Genomic DNA, 22,868 nt, shown 5'->3' with positions numbered 1-22,868 from the left:
ATCTCTCCGGCCGAGTTCATTCCCCTCGCCGAACGCTCCGACCTGATCCATCGTCTCGGTGACTGGGTCATGGAGACCGCCTGCCATCAGCGGGCGCTCTGGCGGGATGCCGGCCTGGCCATCGAACGCATCGACATCAACTTCTCCGGCCGGCAGATGAGCCGGCCCGATGTCTTCCAGCGCTTCGAGGCCTGCCTGGCACGCCATGGCCTGGGGCCCCGGCACATCGGTCTCGAGCTCACCGAGAACGTGCTGATCGAGGCCGACGACAGGATCCTCGAAGGCTTGCGCCGGCTCCATCACCTGGGCTTTCGCATCGCCATCGACGATTTCGGCACCGGCTACTCTTCGCTCAGCTACCTCAAGCACTTCCCGGTCACGGCGCTCAAGATCGATCGCACCTTCGTGCGGGATGCCCCGGACCAGCCCGAGGATCGCGCGATCATGGAGGCCGCGATCTTCATCGGCCATCGTCTGGGGCTCGAGGTCGTGGCCGAAGGTGTGGAGAACCGTGAGCAGCTCACGCTGATCCGGGAGATGCGCTGCGACCTGGTCCAGGGGTTCTACTTCTTCCGGCCCATGCCCGCCCTGGAGATGGAGCGCGTCCTGGGCGGGCTGGTGGCGGGTCATCCGGGGGTCTCGGGCTGAGTCTGCCGCCCGCTTGGCGTAGAATGCCAGCCCCGCGCACGACCACGGAGCCCCTGTGACTTCCCTCGACGAATCCCGATCCTCCCTTGGTCTCACCCTCTGGCGCCAGACCTGGCCCATGGCCATCGGCGTGCTGGCGCTGCTCGGCTTCCAGCTGGTGGACAGTGCCTTCATTGCCCGCCTCGGCACGGCTCCACTGGCCGCCCAGTCCTTCACCTTCCCGCTCTCCTTCCTGGTCATCGGCATCCAGGTCGGCATGGGGATCGCCATCGCGGCGCTGATCTCGCGTGCCCTGGGAGCGGGGGAAGCCGCCCGGGCACGGCGGCTGGGCAGCCTGGTGATGCTGGTCGGGACCGTCACCCTAGCCCTGCTGGTGGTGCTGCTGTGGGCCATCCAGGCGCCGGTCTTCTCCCTGCTGGGGGCCGACGCATCCACCCGCGAGCTGATCCGGGCCTACTGGGCGCCCCAGCTGCTGGCGGCCTGGCTGGGGGCGGTGCTCTATTTCGGCTACAGCCTGTTCCGGGCCCACGGGGACACCTGGCTGCCCGGCAAGATGATGGTGATCACCAGCCTGGTCAACCTGTGCCTCGACCCGCTGCTGATCTTCGGCATCGGGCCCTGGCAGGGGTTGGGGCTGCCGGGCGCCGCCTGGGCCACGACGATCGCCTTCGCGACCGGCATTCTGGTGCTGGGCCGTCGCCTGGTTAGCATGGACTGGCTGGCGGCCGAGGGACTGCTCGGGGAGCTGCGCCGTTCGCTGGTGCCCTTTGCCGGCATCGCCGGCCCGGCCATGATCAGCCAGCTGATGCCGCCCCTGGCGGCCATGCTCGCCATCTCGGTGGTGGCCTCGCTGGGCGAGGCCCAGGTGGCGGCCTGGGGGCTGGCCAGCCGCCTGGAGACCCTCTCGCTGATGGTGGTGCTGGCCATGACCATGTCGCTTCCGCCCTGGCTCGGGCGCTGCTACGGCGCCGGGGACTGGAGCCAGATACACCGCCTCATGCGCCTGGCGCTCAGGGTGGTGGTCGTCTGGCAGCTGTCACTGGGGCTCCTCATGGCCCTGGCCTCTCCCTGGGTGGCACTGGCCCTATCCGGCAATCCCGAGGTGCGCGATGACCTGGCGACCCTGATTCGCTTCCTGCTGCCCAGCTATGCGGCACTGGGGGTCTGCATGATCGTGGTCTCGGCGGGCAACGCCCTGGGCTGGCCGCTGCGCGCCATGCTGATATCGGCTGCCCGGCTGTTCCTCTTCTACTTGCCCTGTCTCTGGGTCGGGGCCTGGCTGGGGGATCTGCTTGGCCTGGCCATGGGCGCGGCACTCGGCAACCTGCTGGCGGGACTGGCGGCCTGGCAGGTGCTCCGTCGGATCCTCGCCAGCCCCCGCCGGCAGCCGGTAAAAGTGGATAGTGCGATCACCTGAAAAATATAATATTTGTGGTATATAAAATAACTAAATCTATAAAATACAAAGTAAAATCATTGATAAAGCAGTATATTCAGTCGAATCGCCTGGAGCTATCTCCCTATACTGCCTGCCTTCGATCCCACAACCACAAGGCAGAAGGGGAGTCCCCATGAAGGTACTGATTCTCGGCAGCGGCGTCGTCGGCGTCACCAGCGCCTATTACCTGGCCCGCCAGGGCCACGAGGTCACGGTGGTGGACCGTCAGCCGTCACCGGCGCTGGAAACCAGCTACGGCAATGCCGGCCAGGTCTCCTTCGGCTTCTCCTCGCCCTGGGCGGCGCCCGGCATCCCGCAGAAGGCGGTCAAGTGGATGTTCCAGGAACACGCCCCGCTCAAGATCCAGCCCAGGATGGATCCGACCATGGCGCGCTTCATGGTGCAGATGCTGGGCAACTGCAACGCCGACCGCTACCTGGTCAACAAGGAGCGCATGGTGCGCGTGGCCGAGCATAGCCGCGCCTGCATCAATGCCCTGCGCGCCGAGACCGGCATCCGCTACGAGGACCGCCAGCGCGGCCTGCTGCAGCTGTTCCGCCACGAGAGCCAGGTGGAGGCGGTGGCCAAGGACATGCGGGTGCTCGAGCAGTGCGGGGTGCGCCACCAGCTGCTGAACGCCGACGAGATCGCCGGCGTGGAACCCGCCCTTTCCCGGGTGCCGGGCAAGTTCGTTGGCGGCCTGCACCTGCCTGACGACCAGACCGGCGATTGTCACCTCTTCACCAACCGCCTCGCGGACTACTGCCGCGAGCGGCTGGGCGTCGAGTTCCGTTTCAACGTCGAGATCCAGCGCCTCAGGCGCAGTGCCGGTGCCATCGAGGGCGTGGTGACCAGCGCCGGCGAGCTCACCGCCGATGCCTACGTGGTCTGCCTGGGGAGCTATTCGCCGTTCCTGGTCAAGGATCTGGATATCCGGTTGCCGATCTACCCGGTCAAGGGCTACAGCCTGACCGTGCCGGTGACCGATGATGGTGGGGCCCCCCAGTCCACGGTGATGGACGAGACCTTCAAGGTGGCGATCTCGCGGTTCGACGACCGCATCCGCGTCGGCGGTACCGCGGAGCTGGCTTCCTACAACCTCGACCTGCTGGAGAAGCGCCGGGCCACCATCGGCATGGTGGTGCGTGACGTCTTCCCGGAAGGGGGCGACGTCGAGAAAGCGGAGTTCTGGACCGGCCTGCGCCCCATGACCCCGGACTCGACGCCGATCATCGGCGCCACCCGGGTCGACAACCTGTGGCTCAACACCGGCCATGGCACCCTGGGCTGGACCATGAGCTGCGGCAGCGGCCAGCTGCTGGCCGACCTGATGAGTGGCAAGGCGCCGGCCATCGACCCCAGTGGGCTGGATGTCTCCCGTTACGCGGCCTGATATGGGAAAGGAGCAAGGAGAAAGGAGAAAGGAGAAAGGAGAAAGGAGAAAGGGAAACAGTGCCAAGCCGCTTGCATACGAAAAGGCCCGCCGGTTTCCCGGCGGGCCTTTGCTCGATGGTCTCGGGCGAGGTGGCGATCAGTTGACCGCGGCGATCGCCTTGGCCAGGTAGGGCAGGTTCTCGTGGGAGAAGCCGGCCACGTTGGCGCGGCCCGAGCGCACCATGTAGATGCCGAACTCGTCGCGCAGACGGTCGACCTGCTCGCCCGTCAGGCCGGTGTAGGAGAACATGCCACGCTGCTCCGCCACGCAGGCGTACTTCTGCTCCAGGCCGTAGGGCTTGAGGGCCTCGACGAAGTCACGACGCAGGGTGTTGATGCGGTCGCGCATCTCGGTGAGCTCCTCGCGCCAGATGGCGGCGAGCTCCGCGGAGTGCAGGATCTCGCTGACGATGGCGCCGCCGTGGGCCGGCGGGTTGGAGTAGTTCTCGCGAGCCACGATGGCGATCTGCGAGCGCACGTTCTCCATCTGCTCCTCGTTCTTCGCCACCATGATCAAGCAACCGGTACGCTCGCAGTAGATGCCGAAGTTCTTGGAACAGGAGCTGGTGATGATCACCTCGTCGAGGTTCTCGGCCATCAGGCGAACCCCGTAGGCATCCTCGTCCAGGCCCTCGCCGAAGCCCTGGTAGGCGAAGTCGATCAGCGGCAGCAGGTCGCGCTCGCGGACGACTTCCAGCACCTGCTGCCACTGGTCGCGGGAGAGGTCGAAGCCGGTGGGGTTGTGGCAGCAGGCGTGCAGCAGCACCACGTCGCCTTCGGGGATCTGCTTGAGCGCCGCCAGCATGCCGTCGAAGTCGAGACGGTTCTCGGCGTCCACATAGGGGTACTTGTGCAGCGTCAGGCCGGCGGCGGGGAAGATGCCCAGGTGGTTCGGCCAGGTCGGGTCCGAGACCCAGATGTCCCTGCCGGGCAGCTGGTGGGCGATGAAGTCGGCCGCCAGGCGCAGGGCACCGGTACCGCCGGGGGACTGGGTGGCGCTGGCGCGCTTGGCCGCCAGCACCGGCGAGCCCTCGCCCAGCACCATGGGCAGGACCACCTCACCATACGCCGGCGCGCCATGGGAGCCGATGTAGGTCTTGGTGGTCTCGTTCTTGAGCAGCAGGGCCTCGGCTTCCTTGACGGCGCGCATCACCGGGGTGTTGCCCTGGTCGTCCTTGTAGACGCCCACGCCAAGATCGACCTTCTGAGGGTTGGTGTCCTTCTTGAAGGCCTCGATCAGACCGAGGATGGCGTCCCCGGGAACCCGCTCAATTTTCTCGAACATTTATTTCGCTACCTCGTCGGTTCTGGCGGCAAGAATGAAATCGTTCCTGTGCAGGCCCTTCATCTCGTGCGACCACCAGGTCACGGTGACCTTGCCCCATTCGGTCAGCAGGGCCGGATGGTGACCGGCTTCTTCGGCGATCTCGCCGACGCGGTTGGTGAAGTCGAGGGCCTGCTGGAAGTTGCGGAACTTGAAGACCCGCTCCAGCTTCATGATGCCATCGCGCTCGATGATCTGCCACTCGGGGACCTCGGCCTTGTACTGCTCGATCTCGGCCTCGGTGACGTGGGGGGCGTCCCAGCTGCAGGCCTCGCACTGCTGTTCGGAAAGCTGGCTCATGGTATCTCCTTGTCGTCTCGATGGTTTGTCGCTGGGGTGGTCGGTCATGAATTTCGCACAGGGTGATAGCGCCCGAGGCTGATCCGGCAACAGGTTTTCGAGGGGGCGCTGTGAACCCCTCCCTGGGCGCTACCGAAGCCATCCCTGGCGTAGGACCCCCTCTTCAACCTGTTCCCGGCGCCTCTAGTTCTCGGCCTCTGTGCTTGCCCTGGCACTACTCGAGGCCGGCTCGAAGCGGGGCTCGAACAGGCCCAGTTCCATGGCATGGTGCACCATGCCCATGATGTCCTGCCGGGAAAGGTCGTGCAGGGTGGTGAGATCGTCAATCACGTAGTAGAGCGGCTGGAGGATGTCGATGCGGTAGGGGGTGCGCAGGGCATCCACGGGATCGAAGGGCCGATGAACCGGCACGTCGGAGAGCGAGTGCAGGGTCTCCTTGGGCGAGGAGATGATACCGCCCCCATAGATGCGTCGGCCGGCTGGGGTATCGACCAGGCCGAACTCCACGGTCATCCAGTACAGCCGCGCCAGATAGACCCGCTCCTTCGGCTTGGCGGCCTTGCCCAGGCTGCCATAGGTGGCGGTGAACTCGGCGAACGAGGGGTCGGTGAGCATCGGGCAGTGGCCGAAGATCTCGTGGAAGATGTCCGGCTCCTTCAGGTAGTCCATCTCCTCCGGGGTACGGATGAAGGTGGCCACCGGGAAGCGTCGGTTGGCGAGCAGGTCGAAGAAGGTATCGAAGGGGATCAGCGCCGGCACCTGGGCCGTCTGCCACCCGGTGGCGGCCTGCAGCACCCGGTCCACCTCGCCGAGCTGGGGAATGCGCGACTCGGGCAGGGCCAGGCGCTCCAGGCCGTCGAGGTACTGCTGGCAGACGCGCCCCTCGATCATGCCCAGCTGGCGCTGCATCAGGGCCTGCCAGGTGGCATGCTCGGTGTCGCTGTAGGCAATATGGCCCCGGTCGTCGGGGAGTCGAGCGCGGTAGCCTGTCTTGCTGGCGAACTCGCTCAGTTCACTCAGGCGTGACGTTGTGGTCGTCATGGGCTCTCCGTGGCATCGCTTGTGGGTTTGTTGTCGGCCGTGCGGAATCCCCTCGAGTCTAGGCGTGACGGGAGGGCGATCGAGGCGCCTTGCCACCTGCGTAAGGCAGTCGAGAGACGTCATGCTGTAAAGAAATCATGACGATTCTTTCCGTCAACCAGGGGCCTGGGAACAAGATGCGTGCTGGCGCGGATTGAGCGGGCACGAGTGTCACGTTATCTTGACACTCGAGTCACATTGTTGTGACGACTTTCAAGACATTCACGAGAGAACCTTGCCCGATGCGACTGAGGTTTCACTGCCAGAACCGGATCGGCATCCTGCGCGACATCGTCGCCCACTTCTCCGACTACGGTCTCAACGTGGCTCGCGGCGAGGTCGGTGGCGAGCATGGCAATGCGATCTACCTGCATGTGCCGAACCTGCTGCATGCGCAGCTCGCCACCCTCAGGCCGGAGCTGGAAGCGGTCCCGGGGGTGTTCGGGGTGCGCCAGGTCAACCTGATGCCCAGCGAGCGGCGCCACCTGGAGCTGGATGCGCTGCTCTCGTCGCTCTCCGACCCGGTGATGTCCATCGACATGGAGGGACATATCGTGGCCGCCAACCGGGCCGCCGGGCAGCTGCTCGGCGTGCGCATCGACGAGGTGCCGGGGCTCTCGCTGGACCGCCATCTCCCGGAGCTGGACCTGCCGGCGCTGATCCGGCGCAACAATGCGCGGGTCAACGGCCTGCGCATCAAGCTGCGCGAGACCACCTTCCTGGCCGACATCGCGCCCCTGCACCGGGAGCACCAGGACGACGTGGCCTCGCTGGCCGGGGCCGTGGTGACGCTTCACCGGGCCGATCGCATCGGGGAGCGCATCTACCAGGTGCAGCGCCAGGAGCTCCGCGGCTTCGAGGCGATCTTCCAGGCGAGCCCGAGGCTCCAGGCGTTGATCCGCGAGGCGCGGCGGATGGCGCCGCTGGATGCGCCCCTGCTGATCCATGGCGAGACCGGCACCGGCAAGGAGCTGCTGGCACGGGCCTGTCACCTGGCCAGTGCGCGCGGCCAGGCGCCCTTCATGGCCCTCAACTGTGCCGGCCTGCCCGAGTCCATGGCCGAGACCGAGCTGTTCGGCTATGCCCCCGGTGCCTTCGAGGGCGCGCGGCCCGAGGGCAAGCTGGGCCTGCTGGAGCTGACGGCAGGGGGCACCATCTTCCTCGACGAGGTGGGCGAGATGAGTCCGCGGCTGCAGGTCAAGCTGCTGCGCTTCCTGCAGGATGGCGGCTTCCGGCGAGTGGGCAGCGACGAGGAGACCTGGCTCGACGTGCGGGTGATCTGTGCCACCCAGCAGGACCTGCCAGCGCTCTGTGCCGAGGGGATGTTTCGCCACGACCTCTATCACCGTCTCAACGTGTTGTCGCTTCAGGTGCCGCCACTGCGTGAGTGCCGGGACGGCATCGAGGCGCTCTCGATGCACTTCATCGACCGGGCGGCCCGCCAGATCGGCTGCCGCCTGCCGGCGCTCTCGCCGACGGCGCTGGCGAGGCTCGCTGCCTACCACTGGCCCGGCAATGTCCGCCAGCTCGAGAATGTGCTCTTCCAGGCGGTCTCGCTGTGCGAGGGCGAGACCATCGAGCCCGACCACCTGCGCCTGCCCGACGTCGGCGATTCGGCAGGCCTGGCGGGCATCGACCTCGAGGGAAGCCTCGCCGGCATCCTCGGCGAGGTGGAGCGCCGGGTGCTCGAGGCGCTCTATCCGAAGCATCCCTCCAGCCGGCAGCTGGCCAGGCGCCTCGGGGTCTCCCATACCACCATCGCCAACAAGCTCCGGCGCTACGGGATCGGCGGGGAGGCGTGATGGGCCACCTGACCGGACACGGGGTGCCACATGGGGGCTTGCCACTGTGGCTCAAGCTGGTGTTCAGCTTATGGGTGCTGACCTGGGCGCCGACTTACTGGATGCTGCTGGGCCCCCAGAACTACTTCTGGCTCTGCAACCTGGCCAACTTCCTGCTCCTGGCGGGGCTCTGGAGCGAGAGTCGACGCCTGGTTTCCATGCAGTGGCTGGCCGTGGCCCTGGTGGGCACGTTCTGGGCAATAGACGTAGGTACCGCCTCGCTGACCGGCTGGCATCCCATCGGCGGTACCGAGTACATGTTCGATCCCGAACACCCCCCGCTGACACGGGCGATGTCGCTCTACCACCTGATCCTGCCGCTGGTGGCGGGATTCGCCATCTGGCGGATCGGCTACGACCGTCGGGCGCTGGCCTGGCAGAGTGCTCTCACCTGGCTGGTGGTCCCTGCCAGCTATCTCTTTACCGAGGCCGAGCGCAACATCAACTGGGTCGAGGGCCCCTTCGGGCAGCCCCAGACGATGATGGACCCGTTGCTCTACCTGGCGGGGCTGATGCTGCTCTGGCCGCTGCTGATCTACCTGCCGGTGCATTGGCTGACCCTGGCGCTGTCACGTCGACGCCGCGGCTGATCCCCTCAGCCGGCGAGGTGCTCGGTGACGCGCTGGCGAACCTCGGCATAGGGATAGCCCTCCAGGGCGGCGAATCCTTCCAGCTTGCGTGCCTTCATGGGGGTGAACAGCGGCGTGGTGATCCCGCACAAAAAGCGTGTCAGCAGGTCCGCCGTGGGCGGATGACCCTCGCCGGATTGCGCCAGCCGCTCGAGGAAGGGGCCGCATAGGGGCGCGATCTCCCATGACGACAGCGGCCGTGTCGGCTCGGCGGCGGGGAGCCGTGCCACCTGGCCCCGGCAGGCAGAGCAGTGGCCACAGTGCTCGGGGGCGCGGGCATCGCCGAACCAGTCGGCCAGTCGCCGGCTCAGGCAGCGGTCACTCTCGAAGAGCGCGAGCATGGCATGCAGGCGGTCGATCTCGGCGCGCTCCTTGTCGCGGAAGTAGTCGAAGAGCTCATCGGTCAGTGACGCCGGGTCGATCCCGGTCGAGAGCACCTCATAGACCTCGGTCATCTGCTTGCTCTCCAGCACCATCCAGCCCTTCTCGACGAAGTACTCCAGGGCGGTGATCACCCGGCTTCGACGGGTATCCAGGCCACGTTCCGCCCCGAGGGCCTCCAGGGCGGCGAAGTCCAGGCTGTACCAGGTTCGCGCGCGGGAGGAAGCGTCCAGTATCGCCTGGACGAAGGCCCGCCGCTCGCCCTGGAAGCGGGCAAGCAGGGCCTCGGCGTCCTCCTCCAGCCGGAAGCGGTAGTCGGCGAAGTAGCTGTATCGGGGCGCGATGAGGCGGCGCAGCTCGAGCTGCACCAGCAAGGTCTTGAGCGGCAGGGGGCGGATATTGCTGTGCCGCGACAGGGTGTTGAGCATCAGCTCCCACTGGCGGCCGGCAGCGCGCAGGTCGTCGATCACCCGGCGAATGCCATGATGCTCGGGGGTGTCGCCATAGACGAAGTTCTCCAGCACCTCGATATGGTCGCGCCCGGCCAGCATCAGGCAACTGGAGGGCAGGCCGTCGCGGCCGGCACGACCGATCTCCTGGCTGTAGTTCTCGACGGACTTCGGCAGGTCGAAGTGCACCACGTTGCGGATATCGGCCTTGTCGATGCCCATGCCGAAGGCGATGGTGGCGACGATGCAGGGCGTGTGGCCGGCCATGAAGTCACGCTGGATCGCCTCGCGACGCTCGCCGTCGAGCCCGGCGTGGTAGGCGGTGGCCGGCAGGCCTGCCTTCGCCAGGTAGGCGGCCAGCCGTTCCGCCGTCTGCTGCAGGGTGACATAGACGATGGTCGGCTGGGGTGGGCCCTGCTCGAAGCGGGGACGTAGCCACTCGACCAGACGGCGGGGGCGCTCGGCGGCGGGTACCGGCGTCACCTGGAGGTCGAGGTTGGCGCGGTAGAAGCCGGTACCGGTGACATCTGCCGGGGCGATATCGAAGCGCGACCGCATGTCGTCGATCACCCGCGGCGTGGCCGTGGCGGTGAGCAGCAGCACCTGCGGAATGGCAAAGTCGCGACGGTAGTCCGGCAGCTTGAGGTAGTCCGGGCGAAAGTTGTGGCCCCACTCCGAGATGCAGTGGGCCTCGTCCACCACCATCAAGGAGATCGGCACCCGCTGGATGAAGGCACGGAACCGCTCGTTCTTGAGGCGCTCCACCGAGACCATCAGGATGCGGATCTCGCCGCGCTTGACCCCGTCCATGACCGCCGCCGCTTCCTCACGGCTCTGGCCTGAATCGAGGCTGGCGGCAGGGATGCCGTGGCGGTCGAGGAAGGCCAGCTGGTCCTGCATCAGCGCCAGCAGCGGCGAGATCACCAGGGTCAGGTGCGGCAGGTGCAGGGCAGGGAGCTGGTAGCAGAGCGACTTGCCGGAACCGGTGGGGAAGATCGCCGCCGCCGAGCGGCCGGCCACGATGGCCTCGATGACCGGTCGCTGGCCGGGGCGGAAGTCGTCATAGCCGAAGACCTCCTGGAGCGTCTGCTGGATCATGGGCAGCTCCTGCCGTGTGGCATCGGTACATTACTGGGATTTTTTCCAGTATAACGCCCTCGTCGGCTCTCGTCCGCGCGAATGCGGGCCGGCATCGCTACACTTTTCGTGTCCCCGTCACCTCAGGACGGGGCAGGGAGGGACATCATGTCCATCACCGAGCGTCATCTGGAACTCGAGACGTGTGGTGTCACGCTCGAAGGCGACCTGCTGCGCCCCGAGCATCCGGCGGGCATCGTGGTATTCGCCCACGGCAGCGGCAGTAGCCGCTTCAGCGTGCGTAACCGCCGGGTGGCGCGCCACCTGGCCGAACAGGGGCTGGCGACCCTGCTGTTCGACCTGCTGACGCCCGACGAGAGCCTGATCGATGAGCGCACCCGGGCACTGCGCTTCGACATTTCCCTGATCGGCGCCCGAATGAGCGGGGCCGTGGCCTGGGTGGCCGAATCGCCGGAGACCCGGGAATGGGGGATCGGCCTGTTCGGGGCCAGCACGGGCGCGGCGGCGGCACTGATCGCCGCCGCCGAACAGCCGGCGCTGGTGCAAGCCGTGGTCTCACGGGGTGGGCGGCCCGACCTCGCCGGGGAGGCCCTGCCGCGGGTGAAGGCGCCGACCCTGATGCTGGTCGGCGGCCGGGATACCCAGGTGATCGAGTTGAACGAGCAGGCCATGGCGCACATGAGCTGTCCGCGCGAACTGCTGATCGTGCCGGGTGCTACCCACCTCTTCGAGGAACCCGGCACCCTGGAGAAGGTCGAGGCCCATGCCGCTCGCTGGTTCCTCGACCATCTGGGCCGGGCCTAGGTCCCGACCATGACCTGGTTGCGCCCACCGTCCTTGGCCGCATAGAGGCTGTCGTCGGCACGGTGGAGCAGGGTCTCGCGGGTGTCACCGATGCGGTGCTCGGCGATGCCGATGCTGACGGTGATGCGTCCCGGACCGATACCGAAGTCATGGTCGGCGATCCGCTCGCGCAGCCGCTCGGCCAGCTGTCGGCAGTGAGGCTCGGGGGTCAGGGGCAGCAGCAGGGCGAACTCCTCGCCCCCCAGCCGGGCCACCAGGTCCTCCTCGCGCAGCATCTCCCGGCACAGCCGGGCGAGGTCTCTCAGTACCTGGTCGCCCTGGAGGTGCCCCCAGGTGTCGTTGATCGACTTGAAGTGATCGAGGTCGAGCATCATCAGCGACAGCGGCAGGGCATGCCGGTTGCTCAACGAGATCTCCTCGTCGAGGCGCTGCATCAGCTTGCGGCGATTGGCCACGCCGGTCAGGTCGTCGGTGTCCGACAGCCGGCGCAGGCGCTGCTCCTCGGCCATCTGCTCGCTGATGTCGATCATCATGCCGTACCAGAGGATACCGGTATCGACCTTGCGGGGCTGGGCGCGCAGGGCGATCCAGCTCAGGCGGTCATCGGCCATCCGCAGCCGGAACTTGGTGGTGATGGGGCTCTGCCACCGGGCGGAACGCTCGATGGCGGCCATCAGGCGTGGATAGTCCGTCTCGGCCAGGCGCTCGAGGGCCGGCAGGGCATTCTGCGCCAGGTCATGCCGGTCGATTCCGGTCAGTTGGGTACCGCTGCCGGCCAGGTAGGGGAAGTGCATCCGGCCGTCGGGGGCCCGGTGCAGCTGGAAGATCACTCCGGGCAACTGCTCGGTCAACTCGAGGATCCAGTCCGGCTGTGGCATTTCCCCACCCGGCATGACGTCGTTGGAGGGCATGCGGGTGTCCTTTTTCCCTGCTGCGAACAGGTGATTCGTTCTTGGTTATTGTCCTGCCCCTCGGGGAGGGCAGGTAGCGGACGCTGGGCGCCTCTTGGTCAAGCACATCATGATACGCCGACGGAGACATGGCGACATCCTCCCTCCGGTGTAGGAGATTGCTTACAAGTCGCTCGACAAATGACATGGGTCAAGAGAATGCAAGGTTACCGCGGGGCGTCGTAACGTCCCGGGCGGCCGCGGGAGAAGACGGCCTGCCAGAGTTGCAGGTGTCGCGCGCGGAAGGCGCCAGCACAGATCGCCAGGGAGTAGCGGAACATGCGGCGCGTGCGCTCGTTGTAGTGATGGGCGATCTCGTGCCAGCGGGCGTTGAAGTTCGCCAGCCAGGCCATCAGGGTGTGGTCGTGGTCGGGGCCGACCGAGGTTCCTGTAAGCGCCAGTCCGCCATCGGCCCGGCGGGTCACCGCGGAGCGTCGTAACGTCCCGGGCGGCCGCGGGAGAAGACGACCTGCCAGAGTTGCAGGTGTCGCGCGCGGAAGGCGCCGGCACAGATCGCCAGGTAGTAGCGGAACATGCGGCGGGTGCGCTCGTTATAGTGATGGGCGATCTCGTGCCAGCGGGCGTCGAAGTTCGCCAGCCAGGCCATCAGCGTCCTGTCGTAGTCGGGACCGAAGTTCTGCCAATCCTCCATCAGCAGGTGATCCTCGCTGGTGCGTGCGATGTCCATGGCCGACGGCAGGACGCCATTGGGGAAGATATAGCGATTGATCCAGGGGTCCGCGGTGACCTCGGAGCGGTTGGAGCCGATGGTATGCAGCAGGAAGAGGCCATCGGAGGGCATCAGGCGCCTCACCGTCTCGAAGTAGGTGCTGTAGTTGCGGTGCCCCACGTGCTCGAACATGCCGATGGAGACGATGCGGTCATAGAGCCCATCCAGGTCACGGTAGTCCTGCAGCAGGATCTCCACAGGCAGCCCGGCGCAGCGCTCCCTGGCAAGAGCGGCCTGTTCCCGGGAGATGGTGATGCCGGTCACCTCGACGCCGTGGTGGCGGGCGGCATGCTCGGCGAGGCTGCCCCAGCCACAGCCGATATCGAGGACCTTCATGCCCGGCCTGAGGTCGAGCTTGCGACAGGCCAGTTCCAGCTTGGCCCTCTGGGCCTGGTGCAGGTCTTCGGCCGACTTCCAGTAGCCGCAGGAGTAGCACATGGTGGGGTCGAGCATGCGCTCGAAGAGGTTGTTGCCCAGGTCGTAGTGGGCCTCGCCCACCATGTAGGCCCGGGCCTTGCTCTGCAGGTTGAGGAAGCCGGCCTGCAGGCGGTACTTGAGGCGTTCGGTGGTCGAGCGGGCATGCTCACCCAGCCCGTTCAGCAGTAGCCGGTAGGCCAACTCGTCGATACGCTCACACTCCCACCAGCCATCCATGTAGGACTCGCCGAGACCCAGGGTTCCCTGATGCAGTACCCGCGAGAAGAAGTCGGGATGCAGCACGCGGATATCCTGGGGCGCATCCCCGTTGAGCGTGACGCCCGAGCCATCGAGCAGCTGTTCGATGACCCGGCGGGCGCGGGTATCGGGAAGGGCGATGGGGCCGATACGTGGTTCGCTGGTCATGGAGTCCTCCGGGTCCGGTGTTGGATGTCGGGCTGGCGAACGCGCCGGGCACGGCTCTGGGGCAGTGTCGCTTTTGAAAACCAGCATAGACCAGCATGCTTAGCTCGTGTATTTCAACGACTTCACGAACGAGAAAGAAGGAGAGAGCCATGAACGTGATCATTGACCTCTGTGTGGTGCCATTGGGCGTCGGGGTCTCGGTCTCGCCGCATATCGCGGCCTGCCAGCGAGTGATCCAGGCGTCCGGTCTCGAGCACCGCATGCATGCCTACGGCACCAATATCGAGGGGCCGTGGGACGAGGTGATGGCGGTGGTCAAGCGCTGCCACGAGGTCGTGCACGAGATGGGGGCGCCGCGCATCACCACCACGCTCAAGCTCGGGACCCGCACCGATCGCGACCAGCACATGGACGACAAGGTCGCGAGCGTCGAGACCCTGCTGGGCAGGGAGTGACCTCCACGGGACGCTGCTGCGGCACGCTGGCTGTAAACCCTTCGTTACACCCTGTCAGGGATTTTCGCCATGCCGGGGCCGCAAGTGATGGGCCCGCGGCGGCTGTAAGGAATTCGTTACGCGACAGGGGGCAAGGCCCGGCGTGATGGGGCATCCGGGGCGTGGTTGGCGCGTTCCGGCGGAAGGGCCGAGGCACTAGGCTGGGCGTACATCGCGAGCCCGGCGGCGGTACACCCCCGCCGCGGGTCGATCACCGTTATACCGCGACGTCACACCTCGATTCACAACGATTCACAACAACAGCCCCTGGAGGATGCATGAACGCTCCCGCCCATACCCCCGACGCCCTTGACCGCGCCAACCCCATCGGTACCGACGGCTTCGAATTCGTCGAGTACACCGCACCCACCGCCGAAGGCATCGAGGCGCTTCGCGCCCTGTTCCTTCGCCTGGGGTTCACCGAGACCCGGCGCCATCGCTCCAAGCAGGTCACGCTGTTCCAGCAGGAGGGCGTGAACTTCGTCCTCAATGCCGAGCCGGGCAGCCATGCCGCCGAGTTCGCCAGGGTCCACGGACCCAGTGCCTGCGCCATGGCCTGGAAGGTGGCCGATGCGCGCCAGGCCTTCCAGCATGCCGTGGACCATGGCGCGGAGCCCGTCGAGAACCCCGTGGCCGAAGGCGAGGTGGGCATCCCCGCCGTGAAGGGCATCGGCGGGTCGCTGCTCTACTTCGTCGACCACAAGCTCGACGGGGAAGGCCGGACCATCTACGACATCGACTTCGAGGCGATCCCCGGGCGGTCGCCGCAGGACAACAGCGTCGGCCTGCAGGTCCTCGACCACCTGACCCACAACGTCGACCGCGGCCAGATGGACCCCTGGGCCGACTTCTACACCGCCATCGCCAACTTCCGCGAGAATCGGTACTTCGATATCAAGGGCAGGAAGACGGGCCTGCACTCCCGCGCCATGACCGCGCCCTGCGGCAAGATGCATATCCCCATCAACGAGTCCGCAGACGACACCTCGCAGATCGCCGAATTCCTGCGCGAGTACAACGGCGAGGGCATCCAGCACCTGGCCATGGCCACCGATGACATCTATGCCACGGTGCGGGCCCTCAAGGCCAATGGCGTCACCTTCCTGACCACCCCGGATACCTACTACGAGAAGGTCGACGAGCGGGTGCCCAACCATCAGGAAAACCTCGAGGAGCTGCGCGAACTGAGCCTGCTGGTCGATGGCGGTCCCGACCAGGGCGTGCTGCTGCAGATCTTCACCGAGACGGTGATCGGGCCGATCTTCTTCGAGATCATCCAGCGCAAGGGCAACGACGGCTTCGGCGAGGGCAACTTCAAGGCCCTGTTCGAATCCATCGAGGAGGACCAGATCCGCCGCGGCGTGCTCAAGGCGGATTGACCATCGGCATGACCCTGCGCTGAGCGCGAGGCAGGCGGTAACGGCCCAAGGCAGCACGATCGACCGTCCGCCTGCCCAATCACGATAAAATCCGTCACAATGCCGCCCATGTGGCGGCGCCTCGCCGTGTCGGAACAACAACGTCCGTGACCCCTGGTGTGATATGACAACGACTCCACAACCCCGAACCCAGTGGCTTGGCCGCTGGGGCTTCATCCTGGCGGCGACCGGCTCCGCGGTGGGCCTGGGCAACATCTGGAAATTCCCCTACATCACCGGCGAGTTCGGTGGCGGGGCCTTCGTGCTGGTCTACCTGGCCTGCATCCTGGCCGTGGGGGTACCGGTGATGATGACCGAGATCGCCCTCGGGCGCCGCGGCCGCGGCAGTCCCATCGACGCCATCCGTCGCGTGGTCGGCGAGTCGGGGCGCGGCTCGGCCTGGTCGCTGCTGGGCTGGATGGCCATGCTGTGCGGCTTCCTGATCCTGTCGTTCTATGTGGTGGTGGCCGGCTGGTCCTTCTCCTACCTGTGGAAGATGCTGAGCGGTGGCCTGGCCGGATCCAGCGTCGAGGAGATGGCGGCGATCTTCGGCGCCAACAACGCCAGTCCCCTGAACCTGGGGGCCTGGAGCACCCTGGTCACGGTGGCCACCATGGTGATCGTCGGCAAGGGCGTCCAGGCGGGCATCGAGAAGAGCGTCAGCTGGATGATGCCCGGCATGGTGGTGATGCTGCTGATCCTGATCGGCTACGGGATCTTCTCCGGCGGCTTCGGCGAGGCGGTTCGCTTCCTGTTCTCCTTCGATGCCGGCAGCCTCTCCAGCGAGGGCATGCTGGCCGCCCTGGGGCATGCCTTCTTCACCCTGTCGCTGGCCTCCGGGGCCATCCTCACCTACGGCAGCTACCTGCCGGCGCGGGCCTCCATCGCGCGCACCACGCTCTCCGTGGCGCTGGCCGACACCCTGGTCGCGCTGATGGCGGGGCTGGCGATCTTCCCGGTGATCTTTGCCAACGGCATGAGCCCGAGCAGCGGGCCGGGGCTGATCTTCATGAGCCTGCCGCTGGCCTTCCAGGCCATGCCGCTGGGAACCCTGTTCGGCATCCTGTTCTTCGTGATGCTCTCCATGGCGGCGCTGACCTCGTCGATCTCGATGGTCGAGGCCACGGTCTCTTGGCTCACAGACAACAAGGGCCTCTCGCGGCGTGCGGCGTCCTGGGGCACCGGCATCGTGCTGTGGCTGGTCAGTACCCTGGCGATGCTGTCGTTCAATGTCGGGGCCGACTGGACCCTGGCCGGCAAGCACTTCTTCGACTGGCTGGACTACCTGACCTCGCGCTGGATGATGCCGCTGGGCGGTCTGGGCATGTTGCTGCTCGCCGGCTTCGTGCTCAAGAGCGAGACCTTCCGCGAGGAGATCGGGCTCTCTGCCGGCTGGCATGCGCTCTGGCTGTTCATGGTCCGTTACGTGAGCCCGCTGGGCATCCTGGTGATCTTCGTCGATGCCCTGGGGATCACCCGGGTGGAGTTCGCGCTGCACTGGCCCTGGCTGCTGTCGGTCCTGGTGGTGATCACTCTGGTCGGCGAGCTGACCAGCCCGCGCCTGCGCCGCATGCTCTGCCCCTGAGCGCCTCAAAACGTACAGATGAGCCCTCGTCGCCCCCGCCCAGCGGGGGCGACGTCGTTGGCGTGGCCACGGGGCCTGACAATTGGCGGACACGCGGTTATAGGCTTGTGCCGAGGGGATAGTGGCATGTGGCGGTCCTTTTAATTACCATAATGCATAGATAATATTTTTTGCTGAGTATATTGGAATATGCAGGTCGGTCACCGGCACGATGGCGAACTGCTCGACCCGGGCGTCAGATTGCCGACCGGCTCGGCCTTTCCCTCCGGGGGCGTCAGCCTGGTGGGCGCCGGTCCCGGTGACCCGGAGCTGCTGACGATCAAGGCGCTGCGCCGCCTGCAGGCCGCCGAGGTGATCCTGCATGATCGACTGGTCAGCGACGAGATCCTCGCCCTGGCGGCCCCGCAGGCATCCCGGTTCTACGTCGGCAAGGAGCGTTCGCGACACAGCGTGCCCCAGGATGGCATCAACCAGGCCCTGGTCGACTGGGCTCATGCCGGCAAGCGGGTGGTTCGGCTCAAGGGGGGCGATCCCTTCATCTTCGGCCGCGGCGGCGAGGAGCTCGAGACATTGGTGGCGGCCGGCATCGAAGTGGAGGTGATTCCCGGCATCACCGCGGCCTCGGGGTGTGCCGCCTATGCCGGCATCCCGCTGACCCATCGTGATCATGCCCAGTCGGTGCGTTTCGTGACCGGGCACCTGCGCAATGGCAGCAGCGACCTGGACTGGCCGACGCTGGCCGGCCCCGGCCAGACGCTTGTCTTCTACATGGGGCTTGGCAGCCTGGCACTGATCGGCGAGCAGCTTCAGCGTCATGGAATGTCGCCCGAGACCCCGTTGGCACTGATCGAGCAGGGCACCACGGGACGCCAGCGGGTACATATCGGAACCCTGCAGAAGTTGCCCCCGGAAGGCGAAGTGGTTACTATCCGACCGCCGACCCTGATTATCGTCGGCAGTGTCGTGACATTGCACGACCGGCTGGCCTGGTTCGACCGGGACCGAGCCACGAGTTCGGGTTGGCTGCAGGGCAAGCACCCTGCGCCGTCAACAACCGATCATGGCGCCTGATCGCTGGATGCGAGGTTCGGCGCAACACGGTAAGTCATGAGGTGACAGCATGGGGATACGATCCCGCCTGATTCTGACCTGCTGCCTGACGGGTCTGCTGATGGCCGGTTGCGCCGGCAAGGGGCAGGCCCACGAGAAGACGGCAGAGACCCAGCAGGGCGTCGCGTCCTACTACAGCGACCGCTTCCAGGGCCGTACCACGGCCAGCGGCGAGCCCTTCGACCAGCAGGCCCTCACGGCGGCCCATCCGACCCTGCCGTTCGGGACCAGGGTGGTGGTGACCCGCGAGGACAACGGCCGCGAGGTCGAGGTGCTGATCAACGACCGGGGCCCCTATGCCAAGGGGCGCATCATCGATCTCTCCAAGCGCGCCGCCAAGGCGCTCGGCATGTTGAGTCGCGGTACCGCGCCGGTGGAAATCTCCTACGTGCAGTGAGCCCGTCTATCACCACAGGTGGCGCTGCTGGCAAGGAGTCCGTCAGCGGGTAAATTCCCGCTGCCAGCGGGTCAGCAGCGCCTCGCGCTTGAGATCGTCCAGGGTGGCCAGCAGGCCGGGTCCCAGGGTGATCGGCCGCAGAGCCTCGCCCCGTGCCTGACGCAGTGACGTCGCCGTGCCCGGCCCCTCGACAGCGGGATGGATGGCGCCCAGGTGGGTCTCGCGGGCGAGCAGCGCCTGTCCCGTCTCGCCGATGAGGTAGTCGAGAAAGCGCATCGCCGCCGCGGCATGGGGCGCCTGGCGCGGGATCAGGGCCAGGCGCTGGGTCACCAGGGCATAATCCTCGGGCACCACGATCCTCAGCTGCGGCTGGTCGGCCAGCCGCTCCCGGGCATAGCTGCCCAGCAGGTTGTAGCCGACCAGATAGCGTCCCTCGATCAGCCCCTCCAGCATCTCCCCGGTGGTATCCGCAAGCGCCGTGTCTGCCTGACCCAGTGCCGCCACCAGATCCCAGTAGCGGGGCGAGAGCCGCGACTCCTCGATGGCATAGGTATACCCCGCACCACTGGTCGCCGGGTCATAGGTCACCACCCGGCCCCGCAGGGCCTCGGCATGATGCTCGAGCAGGGCAAGCAGGTCGGCATGGCTACTCACCTCCCCGAAGCGCTCGATGACCGCCTCGTTCACGACCATGACGATGGGCTCGAAGGTGAAGGCGAAGAGCTCTTGACGCCAGCGTGCCCAGGCCGGCCAGCGCCGTGCGGCGAGACTCTCCAGGGCGCGGGCATGGCCGTCGTTGGCCAGCCGGTACTGCCAGGGCATGGCCGAGGAGAGCAGCACATCGGCCTCGTCCGGCGCCGCCAGGAAACGCTCGTGCAGCGCCAGGGTGGTCAGATTGCGATAGTGCACCTCCAGATCGGGATGCTCGCGATGAAAGCCCTCCAGCAGCGGGCGCATCTGGGGCAGGTCCAGGGCCCCATGGACCACCAGCCGAGAGGTGGGGCCGCTGTCGGTCGTGGCGGGGTAGTGCAGGCTCTCGTCGGCGCCGGCGGGCGTACCGACCAGGCCGAGAGGCAGCAGCCAGCGACAGGCGAGTCGACTCAGGCGATTCATGGGGTCTCTCCCGGAAACTGCAGTACCACGCGCAATCCGCGGCCGTCATGGCCGGCCGACAGCTGCAGGCGTGCGCCATGGGTTCGCGCGACACCATCGACGATCGCCAGCCCCAGCCCGGATCCCTCCAGGTCGTCGCGGTCGCGGTGGAAGGGGCGCAGCATCAGCAGCCGTCTCTGCGGGGGGATACCGGGACCGTCGTCCTCCACGGCCAGGCGGGGCGGTTTGTCCTCGACCCGCACCGTGACCCGTCGCCCGCCATAGCGACAGGCATTGTCGATCAGGTTGCCGATGGCCTCGGCGAGCAGCCAGTCGATGCCGCGGATCCAGACCTCGCCCCCGGCGGTTTCCACCCCCAGATCGACCCCCTGACGATGGCAGGTCGCCCAGTGGTCGCGAATCGCCTGGCGGGCGATGGCGTTGAGTTCCAGGGGGGCCAGCTCCGGGCGGTACTCGGGATTGGCCAGCCGGGTCAGCGACAGCAGCTGCACCGCCAGCCTGGCGGTGCGCGCGCTGGTGGCCTGCATGGCGACCAGGGCCTCCCTCCAGCGCGCCGGGTCGTCCTGGCGCAGGGCGAACTCGGCCCGCGCCGAGAGGCCCGCCAGGGGCGTGCGCAGCTGGTGCGAGGCATCGCCGATGAAGCGTTCCTGGTTGGCGCGCACCCGGCGCATCCTGGCGAGCAACTCGTTGACCGTATCGCGAAGCTCGGCGAGTTCCCGCGGCAGGGAGAGCTCCAGGGGGGCGAGAGTGCGTGGGTCACGGGCGCGGATCGCGCGGCGCAGGCGGGTCAGCGGCGTCAGTGCGGCGCGGATCGCCAGCAGCAGCCCCACCGTTGCCAGCGCCGCCATGGCCAGGATCATCGCCAGGTTGGCCCGCCACAGCCTGGCGGCCAGGGCATCTCGACCCTCGCGACTGTGGGCGACGCGGACCTCGAAGGGTTCGCGTACCTGCCACTCCTCGAGGCGGGTGCGGCGTACCCCCTGGCGCAGCGACAGGCCCTGCCAGTCGATATGGCGATAGTGCAGGGTGTCTGCGTCCCCGGGGCCCTGCCGCGGATCCCCCGGGAGCTCGGCATTGCCGGTGATCAGGCGGCCCTGGTCATCCACCAGGCTGTAGAAGACCCGCTCCTCGGCGTCGGTGGCCAGCATCTCCAGGGCCGCCGGCGGCAGGTCGAGCCAGAGCCGGTCGTCCTGCCACTGCACCTGCTCGGCGATGGCCAGGGAGGCGGCCTCGAGCAGTCGGTCGAAGGCGCGGTCGGCCGTGCGCTGCGCGTCCACCCACGCCTGGACCAGGATCAGGCTGCCCAGCACCAGCAGGGGAAGCAGCAGCCATCCCATCAGGCGCCGATAGAGGCTGTCGCCCCGCTTCACTCGACCTCCAGCAGGTAACCCAGGCCGCGTACCGTGCGCAGGGCCACGCCGCTGTCACCGAGTCGCTTGCGCAGTCGGTGGACATAGACCTCGATGGCGTTGTGGCCCATGGCGTCGCCCTGGAAGGCTTCCTCGGCGAGCCGCGCCTTGTCTACCGGCTCACCGGCATGATGCATCAGGCAGGAGAGCAGGCGTTGCTCACGGGGCGGAAGGGCGAGCGGCGCATCGTCGAGCGTGAAGCGCTGGTGCCGGGTGTCGAGCTTGAGGGCACCGACCCTGAGTTGCGGGTCCGGACTGCGTCGGCGCAGCAGGGCGCGAACCCTGGCCTCGAGCTCATCCAGGGCGAAGGGCTTGGCCAGGTAGTCGTCCGCGCCGAGGTCGAGGCCCCGCACCCGATCCTCCACGGCGCCTCGTGCAGTCAGGATCAGCACCGGGGTGTCCCGGTCGTGGCGCCGCAGCGCCTCGAGGACCGCCAGGCCGCTGCATCCCGGCAGGTTGAGGTCGAGCAGCACCAGTTCGACACCATGCCCCGGCACCGAGAGACGTGCCCGCGCCGCGTCGCCGTCCGACAGGTGGCAGACGGCGTGGCCCTCGAGTCCGAGAGTGTCGACCAGGGTCTCGGCCAGCAGGGCGTCATCCTCCACGAGCAGCACGGTCATGGCCCAGCCTCCCGGGCCGGGCCGGCCGCGAGCGTCGCCAAGGCATCGGCCAGGAGGCGATGCGCCTGCTGCGAGTCCAGGCGTCCGGCGGGCCCCGACAGGGCGAGCCACATGGGGGGCTCGATGGCATCCCCCGGCAGTGCCTGGCACACCATCACGCCGCCGGGCAGTGGCGGGCGAGGGTCATCCTCCGCCACCGCTGCCCAGCGATCCCCCGGGCGCAGGTCATGGCGCAGGGAGGCCTCGGGAAGGGTGACGAGGCGGCACTCCACCATGCCGTCCTCCACCTCGAGCAGGGCGGCGGTCTCGCCGCTATCGGCCGAGAGGCGGACGAGCAGGGGCTGGATCCGGGTCGCCAGGTGTCGACCGGGGAGGTGACGCCGTGCCAGGCGTACCGGGGCATGGCCGAGGTGCCAGCGGCCCTGCTCGTCGCGCTGCACATAGTCGAAGCGGGTCAGCGACCCCAGCAGCCGCAGCAGGGTGCTCTTGTAATAGCCGGTGGCCTGGGCCAGCTCGGCCAGGGTGAAGTGCTCCTGGGGGGAGTCGAATGCCTCGAGCACTGTCAGTGCCCGCTCCACGGCCTCGACGCGGTCCTGTGCCATCGAAGGGGCGTGCCTCCTCATCACGTTGTGTTGAACCAAGGGAGCGTTGAACTTTGGTCGCAATCGAGGCGACAGGCGTTGACGCCCCTCGACGCCAGGCCTAACTTTCCATCCTGAGGAACGATGTTCTGCCTTACAGAATTGTAAGGAAGGCCGACAGGTTCCGCAAGC

22 protein-coding genes are annotated in these 22,868 nt (G+C 67.1%); 11 read left to right on the top strand and 11 right to left on the bottom strand.

Features of this window, described 5'->3' with window-relative positions; genetic code table 11:
• From SCI24_RS07370 to SCI24_RS07360, 3 genes are all read left to right on the top strand, one after another.
• Positions 1 to 648: EAL domain-containing protein (locus SCI24_RS07370; protein WP_318724775.1), on the top strand; the 648-nt coding region annotated here is incomplete at its 5' end.
• 118 nt (positions 649 to 766) lie between these two features.
• Entirely contained in the window at positions 767 to 2,065 is a 1,299-nt protein-coding gene (locus SCI24_RS07365) for an MATE family efflux transporter (protein ID WP_318724776.1), read from the top strand.
• 154 nt (positions 2,066 to 2,219) lie between these two features.
• Positions 2,220 to 3,479, top strand: coding sequence for a D-amino acid dehydrogenase (locus SCI24_RS07360; RefSeq protein ID WP_318724774.1), 1,260 nt, complete (start codon positions 2,220 to 2,222; stop codon positions 3,477 to 3,479).
• A 138-nt stretch (positions 3,480 to 3,617) separates the two neighbouring features.
• Here the strand turns inward: SCI24_RS07360 and SCI24_RS07355 are convergent, their stop codons facing one another.
• The 3 genes from SCI24_RS07355 to phhA all read right to left on the bottom strand — a co-directional run bounded on the left by SCI24_RS07355 (position 3,618) and on the right by phhA (position 6,185).
• Positions 3,618 to 4,805 (bottom strand): amino acid aminotransferase, encoded by a 1,188-nt coding sequence (locus SCI24_RS07355; protein ID WP_318724773.1) that lies wholly within the window; start codon positions 4,803 to 4,805, stop codon positions 3,618 to 3,620.
• Positions 4,806 to 5,144, bottom strand: coding sequence for a 4a-hydroxytetrahydrobiopterin dehydratase (locus tag SCI24_RS07350; protein ID WP_318724772.1), 339 nt, complete (start codon positions 5,142 to 5,144; stop codon positions 4,806 to 4,808).
• Between the two features lie 183 nt (positions 5,145 to 5,327).
• Complete coding sequence (gene phhA / locus SCI24_RS07345) at positions 5,328 to 6,185, bottom strand: phenylalanine 4-monooxygenase (RefSeq protein WP_318724771.1); 858 nt, start codon at positions 6,183 to 6,185, stop codon at positions 5,328 to 5,330.
• Positions 6,186 to 6,466: 281 nt separating this feature from the next.
• Here phhA and SCI24_RS07340 point away from each other — a divergent pair, with 281 nt between their 5' ends.
• Both SCI24_RS07340 and SCI24_RS07335 read left to right on the top strand, forming a co-directional pair.
• The gene (locus SCI24_RS07340; RefSeq protein WP_318724770.1) at positions 6,467 to 8,026 is read left to right on the top strand and encodes a sigma-54-dependent transcriptional regulator; all 1,560 of its coding nucleotides are present in this window, start codon (positions 6,467 to 6,469) and stop codon (positions 8,024 to 8,026) included.
• The gene (locus tag SCI24_RS07335) at positions 8,026 to 8,655 is read left to right on the top strand and encodes a hypothetical protein (RefSeq protein ID WP_318724769.1); all 630 of its coding nucleotides are present in this window, start codon (positions 8,026 to 8,028) and stop codon (positions 8,653 to 8,655) included. The genes SCI24_RS07340 and SCI24_RS07335 overlap by 1 nt, the downstream gene beginning before the upstream one ends.
• A gap of 5 nt (positions 8,656 to 8,660) precedes the next feature.
• On the opposite strand, the gene SCI24_RS07330 is transcribed toward SCI24_RS07335, so the two are convergent.
• Entirely contained in the window at positions 8,661 to 10,622 is a 1,962-nt protein-coding gene (locus tag SCI24_RS07330) for an ATP-dependent DNA helicase RecQ (protein WP_318724768.1), read from the bottom strand.
• 147 nt (positions 10,623 to 10,769) lie between these two features.
• Between SCI24_RS07330 and SCI24_RS07325 the strand changes: the two genes are divergently transcribed.
• Positions 10,770 to 11,426: a dienelactone hydrolase family protein gene (locus tag SCI24_RS07325; RefSeq protein ID WP_318724767.1), complete on the top strand. Its 657-nt coding sequence runs from the start codon at positions 10,770 to 10,772 to the stop codon at positions 11,424 to 11,426.
• On the opposite strand, the gene SCI24_RS07320 is transcribed toward SCI24_RS07325, so the two are convergent.
• The 3 genes from SCI24_RS07320 to cfa form a co-directional block, all read right to left on the bottom strand.
• Positions 11,423 to 12,337 (bottom strand): diguanylate cyclase, encoded by a 915-nt coding sequence (locus SCI24_RS07320; protein WP_318724766.1) that lies wholly within the window; start codon positions 12,335 to 12,337, stop codon positions 11,423 to 11,425. The genes SCI24_RS07325 and SCI24_RS07320 overlap by 4 nt on opposite strands.
• A gap of 206 nt (positions 12,338 to 12,543) precedes the next feature.
• The gene (locus SCI24_RS07315) at positions 12,544 to 12,801 is read right to left on the bottom strand and encodes a class I SAM-dependent methyltransferase (RefSeq protein WP_318724765.1); all 258 of its coding nucleotides are present in this window, start codon (positions 12,799 to 12,801) and stop codon (positions 12,544 to 12,546) included.
• Positions 12,798 to 13,949 carry a cyclopropane fatty acyl phospholipid synthase gene (cfa, locus tag SCI24_RS07310; protein ID WP_318724764.1) on the bottom strand — a complete coding sequence of 384 codons (1,152 nt, stop codon included), beginning with the start codon at positions 13,947 to 13,949 and terminating at the stop codon, positions 12,798 to 12,800. The genes SCI24_RS07315 and cfa overlap by 4 nt, the downstream gene beginning before the upstream one ends.
• Before the next feature lie 149 nt (positions 13,950 to 14,098).
• Here cfa and SCI24_RS07305 point away from each other — a divergent pair, with 149 nt between their 5' ends.
• The 5 genes from SCI24_RS07305 (at position 14,099) to SCI24_RS07285 (ending at position 18,953) form a co-directional block, all read left to right on the top strand.
• Positions 14,099 to 14,404 (top strand): MTH1187 family thiamine-binding protein, encoded by a 306-nt coding sequence (locus SCI24_RS07305; RefSeq protein WP_318724763.1) that lies wholly within the window; start codon positions 14,099 to 14,101, stop codon positions 14,402 to 14,404.
• A gap of 317 nt (positions 14,405 to 14,721) precedes the next feature.
• Complete coding sequence (hppD, locus tag SCI24_RS07300) at positions 14,722 to 15,822, top strand: 4-hydroxyphenylpyruvate dioxygenase (protein ID WP_318724762.1); 1,101 nt, start codon at positions 14,722 to 14,724, stop codon at positions 15,820 to 15,822.
• Between the two features lie 163 nt (positions 15,823 to 15,985).
• A complete protein-coding gene (locus SCI24_RS07295; RefSeq protein ID WP_318724761.1) occupies positions 15,986 to 17,446 on the top strand; it encodes a sodium-dependent transporter in 1,461 nt (486 codons plus the stop codon).
• 189 nt (positions 17,447 to 17,635) lie between these two features.
• Entirely contained in the window at positions 17,636 to 18,517 is an 882-nt protein-coding gene (gene cobA / locus SCI24_RS07290; protein ID WP_318724760.1) for a uroporphyrinogen-III C-methyltransferase, read from the top strand.
• Positions 18,518 to 18,566: 49 nt separating this feature from the next.
• Positions 18,567 to 18,953, top strand: a complete 387-nt coding sequence (locus tag SCI24_RS07285; protein ID WP_318724759.1) for a septal ring lytic transglycosylase RlpA family protein — start codon at positions 18,567 to 18,569, stop codon at positions 18,951 to 18,953.
• Between the two features lie 42 nt (positions 18,954 to 18,995).
• Here the strand turns inward: SCI24_RS07285 and SCI24_RS07280 are convergent, their stop codons facing one another.
• From SCI24_RS07280 to SCI24_RS07265, 4 genes are read right to left on the bottom strand one after another with little or no spacing between them, the layout of a single operon-like run.
• A complete protein-coding gene (locus SCI24_RS07280; RefSeq protein ID WP_318724758.1) occupies positions 18,996 to 20,066 on the bottom strand; it encodes an ABC transporter substrate-binding protein in 1,071 nt (356 codons plus the stop codon).
• Complete coding sequence (locus SCI24_RS07275) at positions 20,063 to 21,436, bottom strand: sensor histidine kinase (protein WP_318724757.1); 1,374 nt, start codon at positions 21,434 to 21,436, stop codon at positions 20,063 to 20,065. The genes SCI24_RS07280 and SCI24_RS07275 overlap by 4 nt, the downstream gene beginning before the upstream one ends.
• Positions 21,433 to 22,095, bottom strand: a complete 663-nt coding sequence (locus tag SCI24_RS07270; protein ID WP_318724756.1) for a response regulator transcription factor — start codon at positions 22,093 to 22,095, stop codon at positions 21,433 to 21,435. The genes SCI24_RS07275 and SCI24_RS07270 overlap by 4 nt, the downstream gene beginning before the upstream one ends.
• Positions 22,092 to 22,697, bottom strand: coding sequence for a helix-turn-helix domain-containing protein (locus SCI24_RS07265; RefSeq protein WP_318724755.1), 606 nt, complete (start codon positions 22,695 to 22,697; stop codon positions 22,092 to 22,094). Before SCI24_RS07265 ends, SCI24_RS07270 begins: the two co-directional genes overlap by 4 nt.
• Positions 22,698 to 22,868 lie beyond the last annotated feature (171 nt).

Origin of the sequence: Halomonas sp., assembly GCF_033549285.1 — a bacterium.
GTDB lineage: Bacteria > Pseudomonadota > Gammaproteobacteria > Pseudomonadales > Halomonadaceae > Halomonas.
The sequence above is the reverse complement of the archived record's forward strand: the minus strand, read 5'-3'. Positions and strand labels throughout refer to the sequence as shown.